This window comes from Pseudomonas sp. P1.8 (assembly GCF_001269805.1).
In the GTDB taxonomy this organism is placed as follows: Bacteria; Pseudomonadota; Gammaproteobacteria; order Pseudomonadales; family Pseudomonadaceae; genus Aquipseudomonas.
On sequence record NZ_LHVM01000023.1, the window covers coordinates 379,982 to 395,261 of the forward strand.

At 58.9% G+C, this 15,280-nt stretch carries 11 protein-coding genes; 5 read left to right on the top strand and 6 right to left on the bottom strand.

What is annotated here, in order from left to right; all coding sequences use genetic code 11:
- Nucleotides 1-74: 74 nt before the first annotated feature.
- The gene (locus tag AD668_RS25960) at nucleotides 75-1,421 is read right to left on the bottom strand and encodes an OprD family porin (protein WP_053163660.1); all 1,347 of its coding nucleotides are present in this window, start codon (nucleotides 1,419-1,421) and stop codon (nucleotides 75-77) included.
- 410 nt (nucleotides 1,422-1,831) lie between these two features.
- Nucleotides 1,832-3,160, bottom strand: coding sequence for an OprD family porin (locus AD668_RS25965; RefSeq protein WP_053163663.1), 1,329 nt, complete (start codon nucleotides 3,158-3,160; stop codon nucleotides 1,832-1,834).
- A 363-nt stretch (nucleotides 3,161-3,523) separates the two neighbouring features.
- Between AD668_RS25965 and tauA the strand changes: the two genes are divergently transcribed.
- A complete protein-coding gene (gene tauA / locus AD668_RS25970; RefSeq protein WP_053163665.1) occupies nucleotides 3,524-4,513 on the top strand; it encodes a taurine ABC transporter substrate-binding protein in 990 nt (329 codons plus the stop codon).
- A 98-nt stretch (nucleotides 4,514-4,611) separates the two neighbouring features.
- Here tauA and argA read toward each other — a convergent pair whose 3' ends face one another.
- Together argA and argE are read right to left on the bottom strand one after the other, a co-directional pair.
- Nucleotides 4,612-5,910, bottom strand: coding sequence for an amino-acid N-acetyltransferase (gene argA / locus AD668_RS25975; protein WP_053163667.1), 1,299 nt, complete (start codon nucleotides 5,908-5,910; stop codon nucleotides 4,612-4,614).
- Between the two features lie 234 nt (nucleotides 5,911-6,144).
- Complete coding sequence (gene argE, locus AD668_RS25980) at nucleotides 6,145-7,311, bottom strand: acetylornithine deacetylase (protein WP_053163670.1); 1,167 nt, start codon at nucleotides 7,309-7,311, stop codon at nucleotides 6,145-6,147.
- Between the two features lie 155 nt (nucleotides 7,312-7,466).
- Between argE and AD668_RS25985 the strand changes: the two genes are divergently transcribed.
- Complete coding sequence (locus tag AD668_RS25985) at nucleotides 7,467-8,834, top strand: inorganic triphosphatase (protein WP_053163673.1); 1,368 nt, start codon at nucleotides 7,467-7,469, stop codon at nucleotides 8,832-8,834.
- 108 nt (nucleotides 8,835-8,942) lie between these two features.
- On the opposite strand, the gene AD668_RS25990 is transcribed toward AD668_RS25985, so the two are convergent.
- Nucleotides 8,943-9,407 (bottom strand): Lrp/AsnC family transcriptional regulator, encoded by a 465-nt coding sequence (locus AD668_RS25990; protein ID WP_053163676.1) that lies wholly within the window; start codon nucleotides 9,405-9,407, stop codon nucleotides 8,943-8,945.
- 126 nt (nucleotides 9,408-9,533) lie between these two features.
- On the opposite strand from AD668_RS25990, the gene AD668_RS25995 reads away from it, so the two are divergent.
- The 3 genes from AD668_RS25995 (at nucleotide 9,534) to AD668_RS26005 (ending at nucleotide 12,140) form a co-directional block, all read left to right on the top strand.
- On the top strand, nucleotides 9,534-9,872 hold the full coding sequence (locus tag AD668_RS25995; RefSeq protein WP_053163679.1) for a hypothetical protein: 339 nt from the start codon (nucleotides 9,534-9,536) through the stop codon (nucleotides 9,870-9,872).
- Nucleotides 9,873-9,960: 88 nt separating this feature from the next.
- Complete coding sequence (locus AD668_RS26000) at nucleotides 9,961-11,745, top strand: GspE/PulE family protein (protein ID WP_053163684.1); 1,785 nt, start codon at nucleotides 9,961-9,963, stop codon at nucleotides 11,743-11,745.
- Nucleotides 11,746-11,819: 74 nt separating this feature from the next.
- Nucleotides 11,820-12,140 carry a DUF2388 domain-containing protein gene (locus AD668_RS26005; protein ID WP_053163686.1) on the top strand — a complete coding sequence of 107 codons (321 nt, stop codon included), beginning with the start codon at nucleotides 11,820-11,822 and terminating at the stop codon, nucleotides 12,138-12,140.
- A 151-nt stretch (nucleotides 12,141-12,291) separates the two neighbouring features.
- Here the strand turns inward: AD668_RS26005 and gcvP are convergent, their stop codons facing one another.
- Nucleotides 12,292-15,165, bottom strand: a complete 2,874-nt coding sequence (gene gcvP / locus AD668_RS26010; protein ID WP_053163688.1) for an aminomethyl-transferring glycine dehydrogenase — start codon at nucleotides 15,163-15,165, stop codon at nucleotides 12,292-12,294.
- Between the last annotated feature and the right edge of the window lie 115 nt (nucleotides 15,166-15,280).

Here is a 15,280-nt window from a genome sequence, read left to right on the forward strand (position 1 = left end):
GCCTTGAAAACACAGAAACCCCGCTCGGCGCGATGCCGGGCGGGGCTTTTTTTGTTTCGGTTATGCGAGCGCTATTACAGCAGCGGGAGCGAGTAGCTGAGGATCAGGCGGTTTTCGTCCTGCGAACGGGTGTTCGGCAGGTCGGTGCGCCAGGTAGCGTTTTTCCACGCCAGACCCAGGTTCTTCAACGGGCCTTCCTGAACGACGTAGGCAACGCTCAGATCGCGTTCCCACTCGGAAGCACCGTTGGCTGCCTCGGCACCGCGAAGGTTCACGGTGTCGATGTTGTCGCCACGCAGGTAGACCAGACCCGCAGTCAGACCAGGGACGCCGACCTTGGCGAAGTCATACGCATAGCGTGCCTGCCAGGTGCGCTCGCCGGCACGGCCGAACTTCTGGATCTGCATATCGGTAATGGTGTAGTTCGACGAACCGTCACCCTGGTTCAGCCAAGGGAAGTCACTGCTGCCGTTGCTGACCTGATAACCGCCACCGAAGGTGTGACCGGCAACGGAGTACAGGAACAGGCCGCTGTACAGGTTGTTGTCGACTTTGCCTTTTCCGTTTGGCGCATTGTAATTGCCAGTGGTGTAGTACAGGGGATCGTGACCGTTGGCACCATCATCAGAGCTGTTGAAGTAACGCAGATCCGATTTCAAGACGCCCGGGCCGATAGCCCAGTTATGTACCAGCCCCAGGAAGTGTTGCTTGTAGAAGTCTTCCAGATTGCCGAAGTAGTACTGGGCAGTCAGGTCCTTGGTGAGCTTGTAGTCACCGCCGGCATAGATGAACTTGTTGCTGTCGCGGCCTGTAGCGGAACGGCTGTTTGCACCAGAGATCGACAACTGTTCGTTGTTGCTCGAGTTACGACCCTTTACCTGTTCGATCTGACCGCCGATCAGCGTCAGGTCCTTGATGTCGTTCGATGTGATCTGGCCTCCCTGCCAGGTTTGCGGCAGCAAACGACCGTCGTTGGTCACGATCACCGGCAGCTTTGGCTGCAAGGTTCCCAACTTCAGCTCGGTCTGGGAAATCTTGGCCTTGGCCGTCAACCCCAGGCTGGAGAAGTCATCAACCGATTCGCCGTTGGACTTGCTTGGGAACACAGTGCCGCCGTACGAGTTGCCGCTCGCGCCGTTGGTGCCGCCGCCGGAATCGAGCTTGACGCCCAACAGGCCGATCGCATCCACACCAAATCCAACAGGGCCCTGGGTATAACCGGAGATAAAACGCAGATCGAAGCCTTGGCCCCACTCTTCGTTCTTGTTCGGGACGTTGCCGGTGCCGTCACGGTAATCGGTGTTGATGTAGAAGTTGCGCAGCCCCAATGTTGCCTTGCTGTCTTCGATAAAACCGGCGGCGCCTGCTTGCTGCGCCAAAACCCCTGTGGCCACAGCCAGGGCCAAGGTGGATTTGTTCATGTTTCGCTCCTCGTTTCTAATTCTTCTGTTTCTGGTCCCGGATCTGATGCCCGGGATCCTAAACGCGTAATTTCGCGGCAAACCGTCTAAACCGGTCGTTTGGCGGCCGCAGGATACATTGCTATAAACCCAAAATGAATCGTTTGGTGTTTTTTAATATCTTTGTGGAATATGCCTTCCCGCGGCGGATCCGAGGTATCGGCGGCAGGCCAATTCCTGGAGGCGATCATTTGTCGAGGGATGTAGCTGCCAAATCCGAGGGTGTACAGCGACGGTCGGACGCGCTCACTGTAGGCGGGACAAATAAAAACCAAAAAGAATAAAAAATGATTAGGTTAAGCATTTATGGAATATAAAAAACAACGCAAAAAAAACCCCGCCAGTGGGCAGGGTCTTTTTCGAGCAGCTACTTACAGGAAGCTGTAGGTGTAGTTGAAGATCAGGCGAGTCTGATCCTGGTCGGCGATGTCAATCTGGCTGCCACGGTAAACACCATTACGCAGCGTTACGCCAAAACCTTTGAGCGCACCTTGCTGAATGGTGTAGTCAATACGCATGTCGCGCTCCCACTCGGACATATCGCTGCCAACACCGTTTCTGGCTTTGATGTTGTCGCCGTGCAGGTAGGCGATCGAAGTTTTCAGGCCCGGCACACCCAGTGCAGCGAAGTCATAGGAGTATTGGCCGAACGTGGTGTTCTCGCCGGCGCGGACGAAGCCGTTGATCATCGAATCGGTGAACAGGTAGAAACTGGCGCCACCGTTGGATTCGGGACGACCATTGCCATCCACTACGTTGCCCTGGTTCAGATAGACGAAACCACCATCATCGTTGACGCGCTGATGACCCAGCAGGAATGCGTTGCCACCCAGGGTGTAGGTGAACATGGCGCTCCAGGTCTTGTTATCGACCTCGCCCGGATTGCTGGCGTAACCACCGTTGTTGTTGAAAACGTAACCGATCTGGCCATTTTTGCCATCGGAGCCACTGTCAAAATAACGGATGTCCGTCTTGAAGGACTGGTTGGCATCGATCGGGAGGACGTGGATCAAGCCGAAGAAGTCCTGCTTGTAGTAGTCCTTCAGATTCGAATGGTAGTACTGCAGGGTCAGGTCTTTGGTGACCTTCCAGTCAGCGCCACCGTAATAGAACTTGTTGCTGTCCTGAGTACCGCCCGCCACGGCCAGGCCGGTGGAGTTCGAAGAGGCGCGACCCGCCGAGTGCTCCAGTTGGCCGAGGTTGAAGGTCACGTTGTCGATTTCCTTCGAGGTGATGGTGCCACCGTCAAAGGTTTGCGGCAGCAGACGGCTGTCGTTCGCGACCAGAATCGGCATGTTGGGCTGCAACGCTCCACCCAGGTGCGCTTCGGTCTTCGAGAAGCGTGCCTTGACGTTGGCAGCCGCACGGCTCCACTCGTCCACGGCCGAATGATCGGTGTCGCTTGGGAAGAAGGTGTTTGGGTCTGGGTGATGGCCTTTGCCACCGTCCAGGTGGATACCCAAAAGAGCCTGGGCGTCGATACCGAAACCGACTGGGCCCTGGGTGAACCCGGACAGATAATCGAACTTCAGGCCTTCACCGCTTTCGCGCTGATCCGCGCCGCCGTCCCGATTATCGTTGTTGAAATACATGGTGCGAGAACTGATGGAAGCCTTGCTGTCTTCGATGAAACCTGCGGCGCCTGCCTGCTGCGCCAAAACCCCTACGGCCACGGCGATAGCCAAGGTGGACTTGTTCATGGTGAAGCTCCTCTCGTTTCTAATTCTTGTATTCCTGGTTTCGGATCGATGCCCGAAATCCTAAGATGCGCGATTAGCGCCAGACCGTGACTCACAAGTCAATCGTAACCATGTGTGTCTACGACCATGGTCTAATCCCCCGATTTTTGGTCCATGCAGCGTCATGAGCTCGTCATGAACCTGAAAAGAAATAGGTGATTCTTTTCTAATACCATTTAGGCATTTAGCTCGCGGCCCACCATCGCCTTGATACAGCGTGGCCGTGCTCATAAGCTAATTCCAAATTGGTATTTATTAGCTGTTTTTTAGATCGTTTAGCGTTGACGCAAATCGGAAATAATTCCTTTACCGAAAGGCGACCCCATGACGATCAAGCGCGCACTATCCGGCTCATTTGTTACAGTTTGTGTATCGCTGGCCGTTTCTTTCTCAGCCCATGCGGCAAACCTCACCGTTGGCTATCAAACCGGCATCGATCCCAGCAAGGTGCCTCAGGCGGACGGGCTCTATGAGAAGTCCATCGGTCAGCCGATCGACTGGCGACGTTTCAACAGCGGCCCGGAAGTGGTCACGGCCATCGCTTCGGGGGACGTGCAGATCGGCAACCTGGGTTCAAGTCCGCTGGCGGCTGCCGCATCACGCAACTTGCCAATTGTCGCGTTCATCGTCTCGGCCCAGATCAATGCGGCCGAAGCGCTGGTGGTGCGCAATGGTAGCGGCATCAACAATCCGCAAGATCTGATCGGAAAGACCATTGCCACGCCGTTCGTTTCAACCTCCCACTACAGCCTGCTCGGCGCGCTGAAGCACTGGGGCCTGGATGCCTCGAAAGTCAAAGTGGTGAACCTGCAACCGGCAGAGATTGCAGCCGCCTGGAAGCGTGGCGACATTGATGGCGCGTTCGTCTGGTCGCCAGCCCTGGGAGAGATCCGCAAGACCGGCAAGACCCTGACCGACGCCGCGCAAGTGGGTCAATGGGGAGCACCGACGTTTGAGGTGTGGGTGGCGCGCAAGGATTACGCGGAGAAACACCCGGACGTCGTGGCCAAATTTGCCAAGGTCACCCTGGACTCCTTCGCCGACTATGCCGCGCATAAGGCCGACTGGACCGCCGACTCGGTGCCCGTGCAGAAAATCGCCAAATTGACCGGCGCCAATGCTGCCGATGTGCCGGAGTTGCTGGCCGGTTCTACATTCCCGGATGCCAAGGCGCAGCAAACCTCCGCGCTGCTGGAGGGCGGCACGGCCAAAGCGATTGGCGAGACGGCGAAATTCTTGAAGGAGCAAGGAAAGGTGGAGACAGTGCTGCTCGACTATTCGCCGTATGTCAGCGCGAAGTTCGTAACCGAGTAATTATTGCGGTTGCTTCGCAACCGATCGCTGGCAAGCCAGCTCCTACAGGTCGGCGCAAATCATGTAGGAGCTGGCTTGCCAGCGATGAGGCTATTCGGTCAAAGGGCTTTTTCAAAGATCTTCGAGTTACGCTGGTAGTTGTACAGCGACGCCCGTGCCGACGGCAGCCGGTCAACGCTGCTCGGCACAAATCCACGCTCGCGGAACCAGTGAGCGGTACGGGTAGTGAGGACGAACAAGGTTTTCAACCCCTGAGCCCGGGCACGAGTTTCAATACGTTCCAGCAATTCATCGCCGCGACCGCCATGGCGATACTCCGGGTTCACTGCCAGGCACGCCAGCTCGCCGGTATCCGAATCGGCGATCTGATACAGCGCCGCACAGGCGATGATCATGCCTTCACGTTCGACCACGCTGAACTGCTCGATCTCGCGCTCCAGCACCTCGCGGGAACGGCGCACCAGGATGCCCTGTTCTTCCAGCGGACTGATCAAGTCCAGCAAGCCGCCGACGTCTTCGATGGCCGCCTCACGCACCACTTCGAATTGTTCCTGTGCCACCAGCGTGCCGCCGCCGTCACGGGTGAACAGCTCGGTCAGCAGTGCACCGTTTTCGGCGTAGCTGACGATATGGCTGCGAGCCACACCGCCACGGCAAGCTTCGGCAGCGGCATCCAGCAATTCGGCCTGATAGTTACTGCCAAGACGCTGCAGATGTGCCGGCACCTGCTGCGGACGCAACTCGCGCACCAGACGCCCGTTTTCGTCGATCAAACCCAGTTCAGCGCCAAACAACAGCAGCTTGTCCGCCCCCAACTCGATGGCCGCGCGCGTGGCCACGTCTTCACAGGCCAGGTTGAAAATCTCACCGGTCGGCGAGTAGCCCAACGGCGACAGCAGCACGATGGAGCGCTCGTCCAGCAGACGGTTGATGCCCTTGCGATCGACCCGGCGCACTTCGCCGGTGTGGTGGTAGTCGACGCCTTCGAGCACGCCGATCGGCCGTGCCGTCACCAGGTTGCCGCTGGCTACCCGCAGGCGCGAGCCCTGCATCGGCGACGAGGCCATGTCCATCGACAGGCGCGCTTCAATGGCGATGCGCAACTGGCCGACTGCGTCGATCACGCACTCCAGGGTTGCTGCGTCGGTGATGCGCATGCCGTGGTGGTAATGCGGAGTCAGGCCTCGGGCCGCGAGGCGCGCTTCGATTTGCGGGCGGGAACCGTGAACCAGCACCAGACGCACACCCAGGCTGTGCAACAGCACCAGGTCGTGGACGATATTGCCGAAATTCGGATGCTCAACGCCGTCGCCGGGCAGCATGACGACAAAGGTGCAATCGCGGTGGGCGTTGATGTAAGGCGAAGCGTGACGAAGCCAATTAACGTATTCGGGCATGAACCTGGGCCTGTAATAAATAGCAGCCGAAAAAAGGGCGAAACTGAAAAAAAGCACAGCGGGCTGATGGTTATCGTCGGAACAGGCTTGGCGACACGCGCGCTCTCCTCATGAATACGGGTTCGAACATCGGCAATTTATACATGAAACCTGTAGGAGCCGGCTTGCTGGGGATGCAAGCGCTGCGGTCCATCAGATGAACCGCGTCATTGTTCATCGCCAGCAAGCCGGCTCCTACAGGTCGTGTTGCGTTTGGGCCGGTGTCAGGCAGTAATGTTCGATCAGTTGACGTAATAGATGCACCGTAGGCTGCAAACGTGACATTTCGAGGTATTCCCCCGGTTGATGCGCACAGGCGATATCACCCGGGCCCAGTACCAGCGTTTCGCAGCCAAGACGCTGAAGATAAGGCGCTTCGGTGCCGAACGCCACTGCTTCAGCGCTGTGGCCGGTGAGCTTTTCGGCGATTCGCACCAGTTCCGTGTCCTCGGCCTGCTCGAAGGACGGCACTTCGGGGAACAACGGCGCGTAGGTGATCTTCACCTGATGCCGCTCGGCAACCGGCTTGAGTTTCTGCAGGATCTCGGCACGCAAGACTTTGGGGTCCATGCCGGGCAGCGGACGCAAATCGAACTCCAGCGAACACTGGCCGCAGATGCGATTGGGATTGTCGCCACCATGGATGCAGCCGAAATTCATCGTGGGTGTCGGCACGCCAAATTGTGGATTGCGAAACTCACGCTGCCACAACAGGCGCAGGCCACGCAGCTCACCGATGGCATCGTGCATGGCTTCCAGGGCGCTGTGACCAAGGCGCGGGTCAGACGAATGACCGCTCTGCCCGAGGATGTCGATACGTTCCATCATGATGCCTTTGTGCATGCGAATCGGCTTGAGCCCGGTCGGCTCGCCGATCACCGCGGCACGCCCCAGTGGCCGTCCCGCTGCCGCCAACGCGCGGGCGCCGGACATCGAGCTTTCTTCATCGCAGGTGGCGAGGATCAGCAGTGGTTGCTTGAACGGCTGGTCGAGCAGTGGCTTGACGGCTTCGATGGCCAAGGCGAAAAAGCCTTTCATGTCACAACTGCCCAAGCCAACCCAGCGACCGTCGACTTCGGTCAGTTTCAACGGATCGGTCTGCCACAGTGCGCCATCGAACGGCACTGTGTCACTGTGACCGGCCAGCACCAGCCCGCCGGGACCTGAACCAAAACTGGCCAGCAGATTGAATTTGCCGGGGCTGACTTGCTGGATGTCACAGGCAAAACCCAGGTCGCCAAGCCACGCAGCCAGCAGGTCGATCACATGGCGGTTGGTCTGATCGAGGCTCGCCTGAGTGCAGCTGACAGACGGTGCGGCGATCAGTGCAGCGAACTGATCTTTCATGGACGGCAAAGGCATCGCAGACTCCAACCCCCGAATTGAAGTCCATCATAGAACCATCTGGCGACAGGAATAAACCGTTGCGCGGCGTAGGCAGGTTGAGTCCTGTACACTGCACGACCTTGGCAGCCACATATTCCCCGGCTGCGCTCCCGATCCTGGATTTTCCGGCCATGCAGAAAGAAACCGAAATCAAACTCCGCGTCAGCCGCGAAACCCTCGCCGCCCTGCGCGAGCACCCGTTACTGAAAAAACGCAACAAAAGTGGCTGGGAACGCCGTGAGTTGATGAATCAGTACTTCGACACGCCTGAGCGCGATCTGGCCCAGGCCAAAGTCGCCCTGCGCCTGCGCAAGGATGGCGAAGAAGTCATTCAGACCCTCAAGACCCGTGGCCAGAGCATTGCCGGTCTATCGGTTCGTAACGAGTACGACTGGAACCTGCCCAAAGCAAAGCTCGACCTGAAGAAACTCGACGGCGAATGCTGGCCCGAGGAACTGGCCGAACTGGACAAGAAAACCCTGAAGCCGATCTTCACCACCGATTTCGTCCGTGAGCGCGCCGAAATCGCCTGGGGCCGCGGCAAGACCAAAGTGGTCATCGAAGCCGCGCTGGACCTGGGCCACGTGGTGGTCGGCAAGCAGAAAGAAGAAATCTGCGAGCTGGAACTGGAACTGCGCGAAGGCGAGCCGGCAGCCCTGCTGGAACTGGCTGCCGAGCTGGCTGAAAAACTGGCGCTGATGCCATGCGACATCAGCAAGGCCGAGCGCGGCTATCGCCTGTATGACGCCCACAGTTACTCGTTGAGCCTGCCGGCGCCGCAGATCACCGCCGAAACGCAGTTGGACGACGCTTTTTCTGCGCTGAGCTGGCATTTGCTGAGCAGCAGCCAGCGTTTGGCCGAACAATATCGCTTCAATGGTCACTGGCGCCTGCTGCAGGATTGGGTCGAGTGCCTCGCTGAAATGCGTGCGCTGATCAGCAGCCTCGGCCAGGCCGCTCCGCGTCAATCGACCCACGACCTGCGCGTCGCGCTCGACGCGTTGCTGGAAGACTGGCGCCCGCTGGTTCAGGCCGGCCTGGACGATGAAGACGTGCGCAAAGCCGCGCCGGAGCAGTTCCTCGAAGAACTGGAAGACCCGCGCTGGGGCCTGTTCTCTCTGACCACATCGCGCTGGTTGCTGGCCCGCACCTGGGCTGCCGACCGCAACACCCGTGGCAATCGCCAGGGTGCTGCGCAACTGGGCAGTTGGTTGCCGCGCCTATTGGGCGAGGAAGCCACTTCGTTGCAATTGCAGCGTTATCAGCAACAGCCGGAAGACCTGGCCGAGCAATTGCCGCGTATCGAACGCATCCAGGTGTGGCTGCACCATGCGCGCAACGTGCTGGAGGTCCCGGAAATGGATCGCCTGTATGGCGAGCTGAACAAGCTGGCGCAACTGGCCAACGAATCGATCACCGACGAAGTCCTCGATGCGCGCAAGCAGCAGGCGATTGCGGTGTATCAGAACCGCGCGTGGAAAATGCTGTTGCGCATGTAATACCGCCATCGCCAGCAGGCTGGCTCCCACAGGGGATTTGTGACGTACACAAAACCAATGTGGGAGCCAGCCTGCTGGCGATGGGGCCCGCACAATTACCTCAGTATTTCAGACCGGCAAACTCGTCGTCGACTTGATCTCCGACAACGCCACAATCGAATTCACTTCCTGAATCCCCGGCACCATCGACAGTTTCTCGAAGAAGAATCGCTCGTACGCCTCGATGTCCGCCGTGACAATGCGCAGCAAAAAATCCACCGCCCCCATCAGCACATAACACTCCAGCACCTCCGGAAAGCCGCGAATCGCCTCGGTGAACTCAGTGAAGTTCGAGCGGCCGTGGGCGTTGAGTTTTACTTCGGCGAAGATCTGCGTGTTCAGACCGATTTTCTTGCGGTCGAGCAAGGTCACCTGGGCCCGGATGATCCCTTCCTCTTTCATCCGCTGAATCCGCCGCCAGCACGGCGACTGCGACAGACCAACCTGCTCGGCGATCTGAGCACTGGACAGAGAAGCATCCTCTTGCAGCAAAACGAGGATCTTGCGGTCATAACTGTCCAGTTCGATCGGCATAAATAAACCTTTTAATTGATGATCAGCGAATTGTTTTATTCAACAAGCGCACTAAACGCCTCATCATAGACAAGAAATACCCGGCTTCGGATGTAAATATTTCTCCAATGATTCTGGAGCCCAACCATGCCATTTCTTGAAGCCGTAAACACCCCGCCCACTCGCGCCGATGTCTGGCATGTCAGCAATGCTCACTGCCGCGTGCGTTACCAAATGCTGGCCGAAGCCGAACCGGATATTTTGTGTCGAGCGCTCAACCTGTTTGCCTTGCAGTTTCTGACACCGGAACAGGTCAACGTACAGCGCCAGGATGACCTGCTGCTCATCGACATCGTCATGGACGGACTGAGCTTCCACCGCGCTCAAGTGATCGCGGAAAAACTCAGGAACCTGATCAGCGTCTGCTCCGTCGATCTGCAAACGGCTGATTTCATGTGGGCCGAAGCAACTCAAGCCACGGGCTGAAAAACCCTGACACGGCTTCGTCGAGTAGTGGCCCAACAGTCTGCAACGCCCCGGCTATCCTTTGCGCACTTGTTCAAAAGGAGCCCGCATGTCCGTTCAACTCGCCACTCAGGACCGCTGGCTGGATCTCAACGAGGTACTGCGTGAACTGGTCGCGCAGGGTTTTGTCAGCCAGGACTGCGCCGAACACGCACTCAATGCCCGACGCCGTCACGCCGCCAATGACCAGGTGCACCCGCTGGAATTTATCGCCGATCAACATCTGGACGACCTGAGCCGGACAGGCAAACACCTGGACCTCGAAAACCTCACCCTGTGGCTGTCCCGGCAGGCCGGTCAGCCCTACCTTCGAATCGACCCGTTGAAAATCAACGTTGCGGCCGTGACCCCGCTGATGTCCTACGCCTTCGCCCAGCGCCACAAGATTCTCGTAGTCGCCATCGACCGTGACGCGGTGACAGTGGCCAGCGCCCAACCATACGTCAGCGGCTGGGAGGCTGACCTGACCCACGTGCTCAAGCTGCCGATCAAACGCGTAGTAGCAAATCCGGTGGACATACAGCGCTTCAGCGTCGAGTTCTTCAGGCTGGCCAGATCGGTCACCGGGGCGAACAACTCTGATCAGCAGGTCAATGCCCTGGGCAACTTCGAGCAGTTGCTCAACCTCGGCGCCAGCGATCAGGAGCCGGACGCCAATGACGCGCACATCGTCAACATCGTCGACTGGCTGTTCCAGTACGCATTCCAGCAACGCGCCAGCGATATCCATATCGAGCCTCGGCGCGAACAGGGCACGGTGCGGTTTCGCATCGACGGCGTGTTGCACAATGTCTATCAATTTCCGCCGCAGGTCACCATGGCGATTGTCAGCCGCCTGAAGAGTCTGGGGCGCATGAACGTTGCGGAAAAACGCAAACCCCAGGACGGCCGAGTGAAAACCAAGACGCCAGTCGGCGGCGAGGTCGAATTGCGTCTGTCGACCCTTCCGACGGCGTTTGGCGAAAAAATGGTCATGCGGATTTTCGACCCCGAAGTGCTGCTCAAGGACTTCGATCAGCTTGGGTTTTCCACCGATGACTTGCGCCGCTGGCAAGATATGACCCGCCAGCCCAACGGCATCATCCTGGTCACCGGCCCGACCGGTTCGGGCAAGACCACCACCCTCTACACCACGCTGAAAAAACTGGCGACGCCGGAGGTCAACCTCTGCACCATCGAAGACCCGATTGAAATGGTGGAGTCGTCGTTCAACCAGATGCAGGTCCAGCACAACATCGACCTGACCTTCGCTGCCGGCGTGCGGGCGCTGATGCGGCAAGACCCGGACATCATCATGATCGGCGAAATCCGCGATCTGGAGACGGCGGAAATGGCAATCCAGGCCGCGCTCACCGGCCACCTCGTGCTGTCGACGCTGCACACCAACGACGCCCCCAGCGCCATCAGCCGCCTGCTTGAACTCGGCGTGCCGCATTACCTGATCAAAGCCACAGTGCTCGGTGTCATGGCCCAGCGTCTGGTGCGAACCCTGTGCCCGCACTGCAAGGCGCCGATAAAACTGGGAGACGACGACTGGCAAACCCTGACCCGTCCCTGGCAAGCGCCATTGCCGCTCAATGCCCAACGCGCCGTGGGTTGTGCGGAGTGTCGCGATACCGGCTATCACGGCCGCGCCGGAGTCTACGAAATCATGCAGCTCAGCGACGGCATGAAAGCGCTGATCCGTCCCGACGCCGACCTGCTGGCCGTGCGACGGCAAGCGTTCAAGGAAGGCATGCGCAGCCTGCGCCTGTCGGGAGCGCAAAAAGTCGCGGCCGGTTTGACCACGGTTGAAGAGGTATTGCGGGTGACGCCCCAGAGCGAACAACTTTAGATAAGGTGATGATTGAACTCGATGGGGGGGAAGGCAATCCAACGGCGGATTTTATCCATTGGAGTCACCTTTTCATGCGTTTCAAACTTGCTGTTGCAACCGTCGCTCTGCTGTCTCTGCCTGTCGGTTCGGCAATGGCCGATACGTTTTGGCGTAACGTTCTGACGTCCGGCGCAACCACCGGTTCGTCTTACCTGACATCCAAGGATCACAAGCTGGTCGTTGCAACCCAGGATGACGCCAGCAGCTTCGTTGCCAGCGATGGCGGCATCCGCGGGCCTTACCTGGAAGCCGCCATGCAAGAAGTCCGCGCCGAAAACCCGGGCCTGCAAGCCACGGACATGGAACTGGCGAACGCGATTCTGGCGAGGAATGCCGTGGCTGCTGCGAAGTAAGCTTCGCTGCCGGACTAAAAATGCCGCTCACATGAGCGGCATTTTTATGTCTGAAAGATCGCAGCCTTCGGCAGCTCCTACAGGAGATCGCCATTCAATCGTAGGAGCTGGCGAAGGCTCGGGCCGCGTTCGGAAGATCTTTTGATCTTGCCTAACGGTAATCATCCACCGGCACACACGCACAAAAAAGGTTCCGGTCCCCGTACACGTTGTCCACCCGATTCACCGCCGGCCAGTATTTATGAGCCTTGGTGTGTGCATCCGGGGTGATTGCCTGTTCGACGCTGTACGGCCGTTCCCAGATGCCGGTGATATCGGCGAGGGTATGCGGCGCCCCTTTCAACGGATTTTCTTCGGCGGGCCAGTTGCCGTTTTGCACCTCGTTGATTTCCGCACGAATACTCAGCATCGCCCCGATAAAGCGATCCAGTTCGGCCTTCGATTCACTTTCGGTCGGTTCAACCATTAGCGTTCCCGGCACCGGAAACGACATGGTCGGCGCATGGAATCCGTAGTCCATCAAACGCTTGGCCACATCCTCTTCGGTAATGCCGGTCAGCGCCTTGAGCGGTCGCAAATCGAGAATGCATTCGTGGGCCACACGCTCGTTGCGCCCGGTGTAGAGCACCGGGAATGCGCCGGACAAATGCCGCGCCAGGTAATTCGCGGCGAGGATCGCCACTTCGCTGGCATCCGCCAGTTGCGGCCCCATCATGGCGATGTACATCCAGCTGATCGGCAAAATGCTCGCACTGCCCCAAGGCGCAGCGCTGACCGCACCGTTCTGCGGTTGCGGCCCATCGATCGGCACCACCGGGTGATTGGCCACGAACGGCGCCAGATGCGCGCGCACACCAATCGGCCCCATGCCTGGCCCGCCACCGCCGTGGGGAATGCAAAACGTTTTGTGCAGGTTCATGTGCGACACATCGGCACCGATGTCCGCCGGTCGCGCCAGACCGACCTGGGCATTGAGGTTGGCGCCGTCCATGTACACCTGGCCGCCGTGCTGGTGGATCACTTCGCAAATCTCGCTGATGCCTTCCTCGTACACACCGTGGGTCGATGGGTAGGTCGCCATCAGACAGGCGAGCTTGTCAGAGGCAGCTGCCGCTTTTCCCTTTAGATCGTCGAGGTCGACGTTACCCGCCTCATCGCATTCGACGATCACCACGCGCATACCGGCCATTTGTGCCGACGCCGGATTGGTGCCATGGGCCGATGATGGAATCAGGCAAATATCCCGACCGCCCTGTTGGCGACTCTCGTGGTATTTGCGGATTGCCAGCAGCCCGGCGTATTCACCCTGCGCACCCGAGTTGGGCTGCATGCAAATGGCATCGAATCCGGTAATCGCGCACAGCCAGCGCTCCAGTTCTTCGATCATCAACGTGTAACCCACGGCCTGCTCTTTGGGCACAAACGGGTGCAGGTTGGCGAACTGCGGCCAGGTGATGGGGATCATCTCACTGGTGGCATTGAGCTTCATGGTGCATGAGCCCAGCGGGATCATCGATTGGTTGAGCGCCAGATCCTTGTTTTCCAGTTGCTTGAGGTAACGCAGCATCTCGGTTTCGCTGTGATGGGCGCTGAACACCGGGTGGCGCAGATAAGGCGAAGTTCGCAGCAGCCCTTCGGGAATGCCGCCCGGCAAGGTTTCAGCATCGAGACTCTCAATGCTGAGCCCGTGATCGGCCCCGAGAAAAACATCGAACAGTTTGGCGACGGTGGTTTCATCGCAGGTCTCATCCAGGCTCAGGCCCAGTTGCCCGCGCCCGAGAATACGCAGGTTGATCTGCGCCGCCCGGGCACTTTCGATGATAGCGGTCTGGGTTCCCCCGACATCGAGGGTCAGGGTGTCGAAAAAGTGCTGATTGACGTGGTTGATTCCGTTTCGCGCCAGGCCTTCGGCGAGGATGCAGGTCAGGCGATGGACGCGCTGGGCGATGCGCTTGAGCCCTTCGGGGCCGTGATAAACCGCATAAAAACTGGCGATATTGGCCAGCAACACCTGGGCAGTACAGATGTTCGAGTTGGCCTTTTCCCGACGGATATGTTGCTCGCGGGTTTGCAGGGCCATGCGCAGGGCAATGTTGCCGCGCGCATCCTTGGAAACACCAATGATCCGCCCCGGAATCGCTCGTTTGTATTCGTCTCGACTGGCAAAGAAGGCCGCATGGGGGCCGCCATAGCCCATTGGCACGCCGAAACGCTGGGAGGAACCGAAAACCACATCCGCACCCAATTCCCCGGGAGGCGTCAGCAGCAGCAGACTCAACAGATCCGTGGCGACACAGGCAATCGCTTGCTGGGCATGCAGGTGATCGATCAAGGGTCGCAGATCGCGGATCTCGCCGTGGGTATCTGGGTACTGCATCAGCGCGCCGAACACCTGGTGCTGTTTCAAGTTATCCACAGCGTCGACGACCAGCTCGAATCCGAACCCTTCGGCGCGGGTCTGCACCACGGAAATGGTCTGCGGATGACAGTTCTCATCGACGAAGAACACATTGCTTTTCGACTTGGCGACCCGCTTGGCCAAGGCCATGGCTTCCGCCGCCGCAGTGGCTTCATCCAGCAACGACGCGTTGGCCAGTTCCAGGCCGGTGAGATCGATGGTCAGTTGCTGGAAATTCAACAATGCTTCGAGTCGCCCCTGGGCAATCTCCGGCTGATAGGGCGTGTACGCGGTGTACCAGCCGGGATTTTCCAGCACGTTGCGCAAGATGACAGCCGGTGTGAGGGTGCCGTGGTAGCCCATCCCGATCAGGCTGGTCCAGACCTGGTTCTGTTCGGCGTAACCGCGCAACTTGGCCAGTGCGGCTTCTTCGTCGAGTGCCGGGGGCAGGTCCAGCGCACGGTTCAGGCGGATGCCAGGCGGCACTGTTTGCTCGATCAGCTCAACCCGGCTGCCAAGGCCGAGACTGTCGAGCATCGCCTGCTGCTCGGCGGCATCAGGCCCCAGGTGGCGGCGGAGAAAGGCATTGGGATCGCGTAACTGGCTCAGGGACGGCAACTGGGACATGACGGGCTCTCTCTTGACTGGCGCTCAACGTCGATGCAATACGGTCAAACCAGCATAGCAGCCACCCTTGTAGGAGCGAGCTTGCTCGCGATGACAGCGAGCGCGCCGCGGGGGG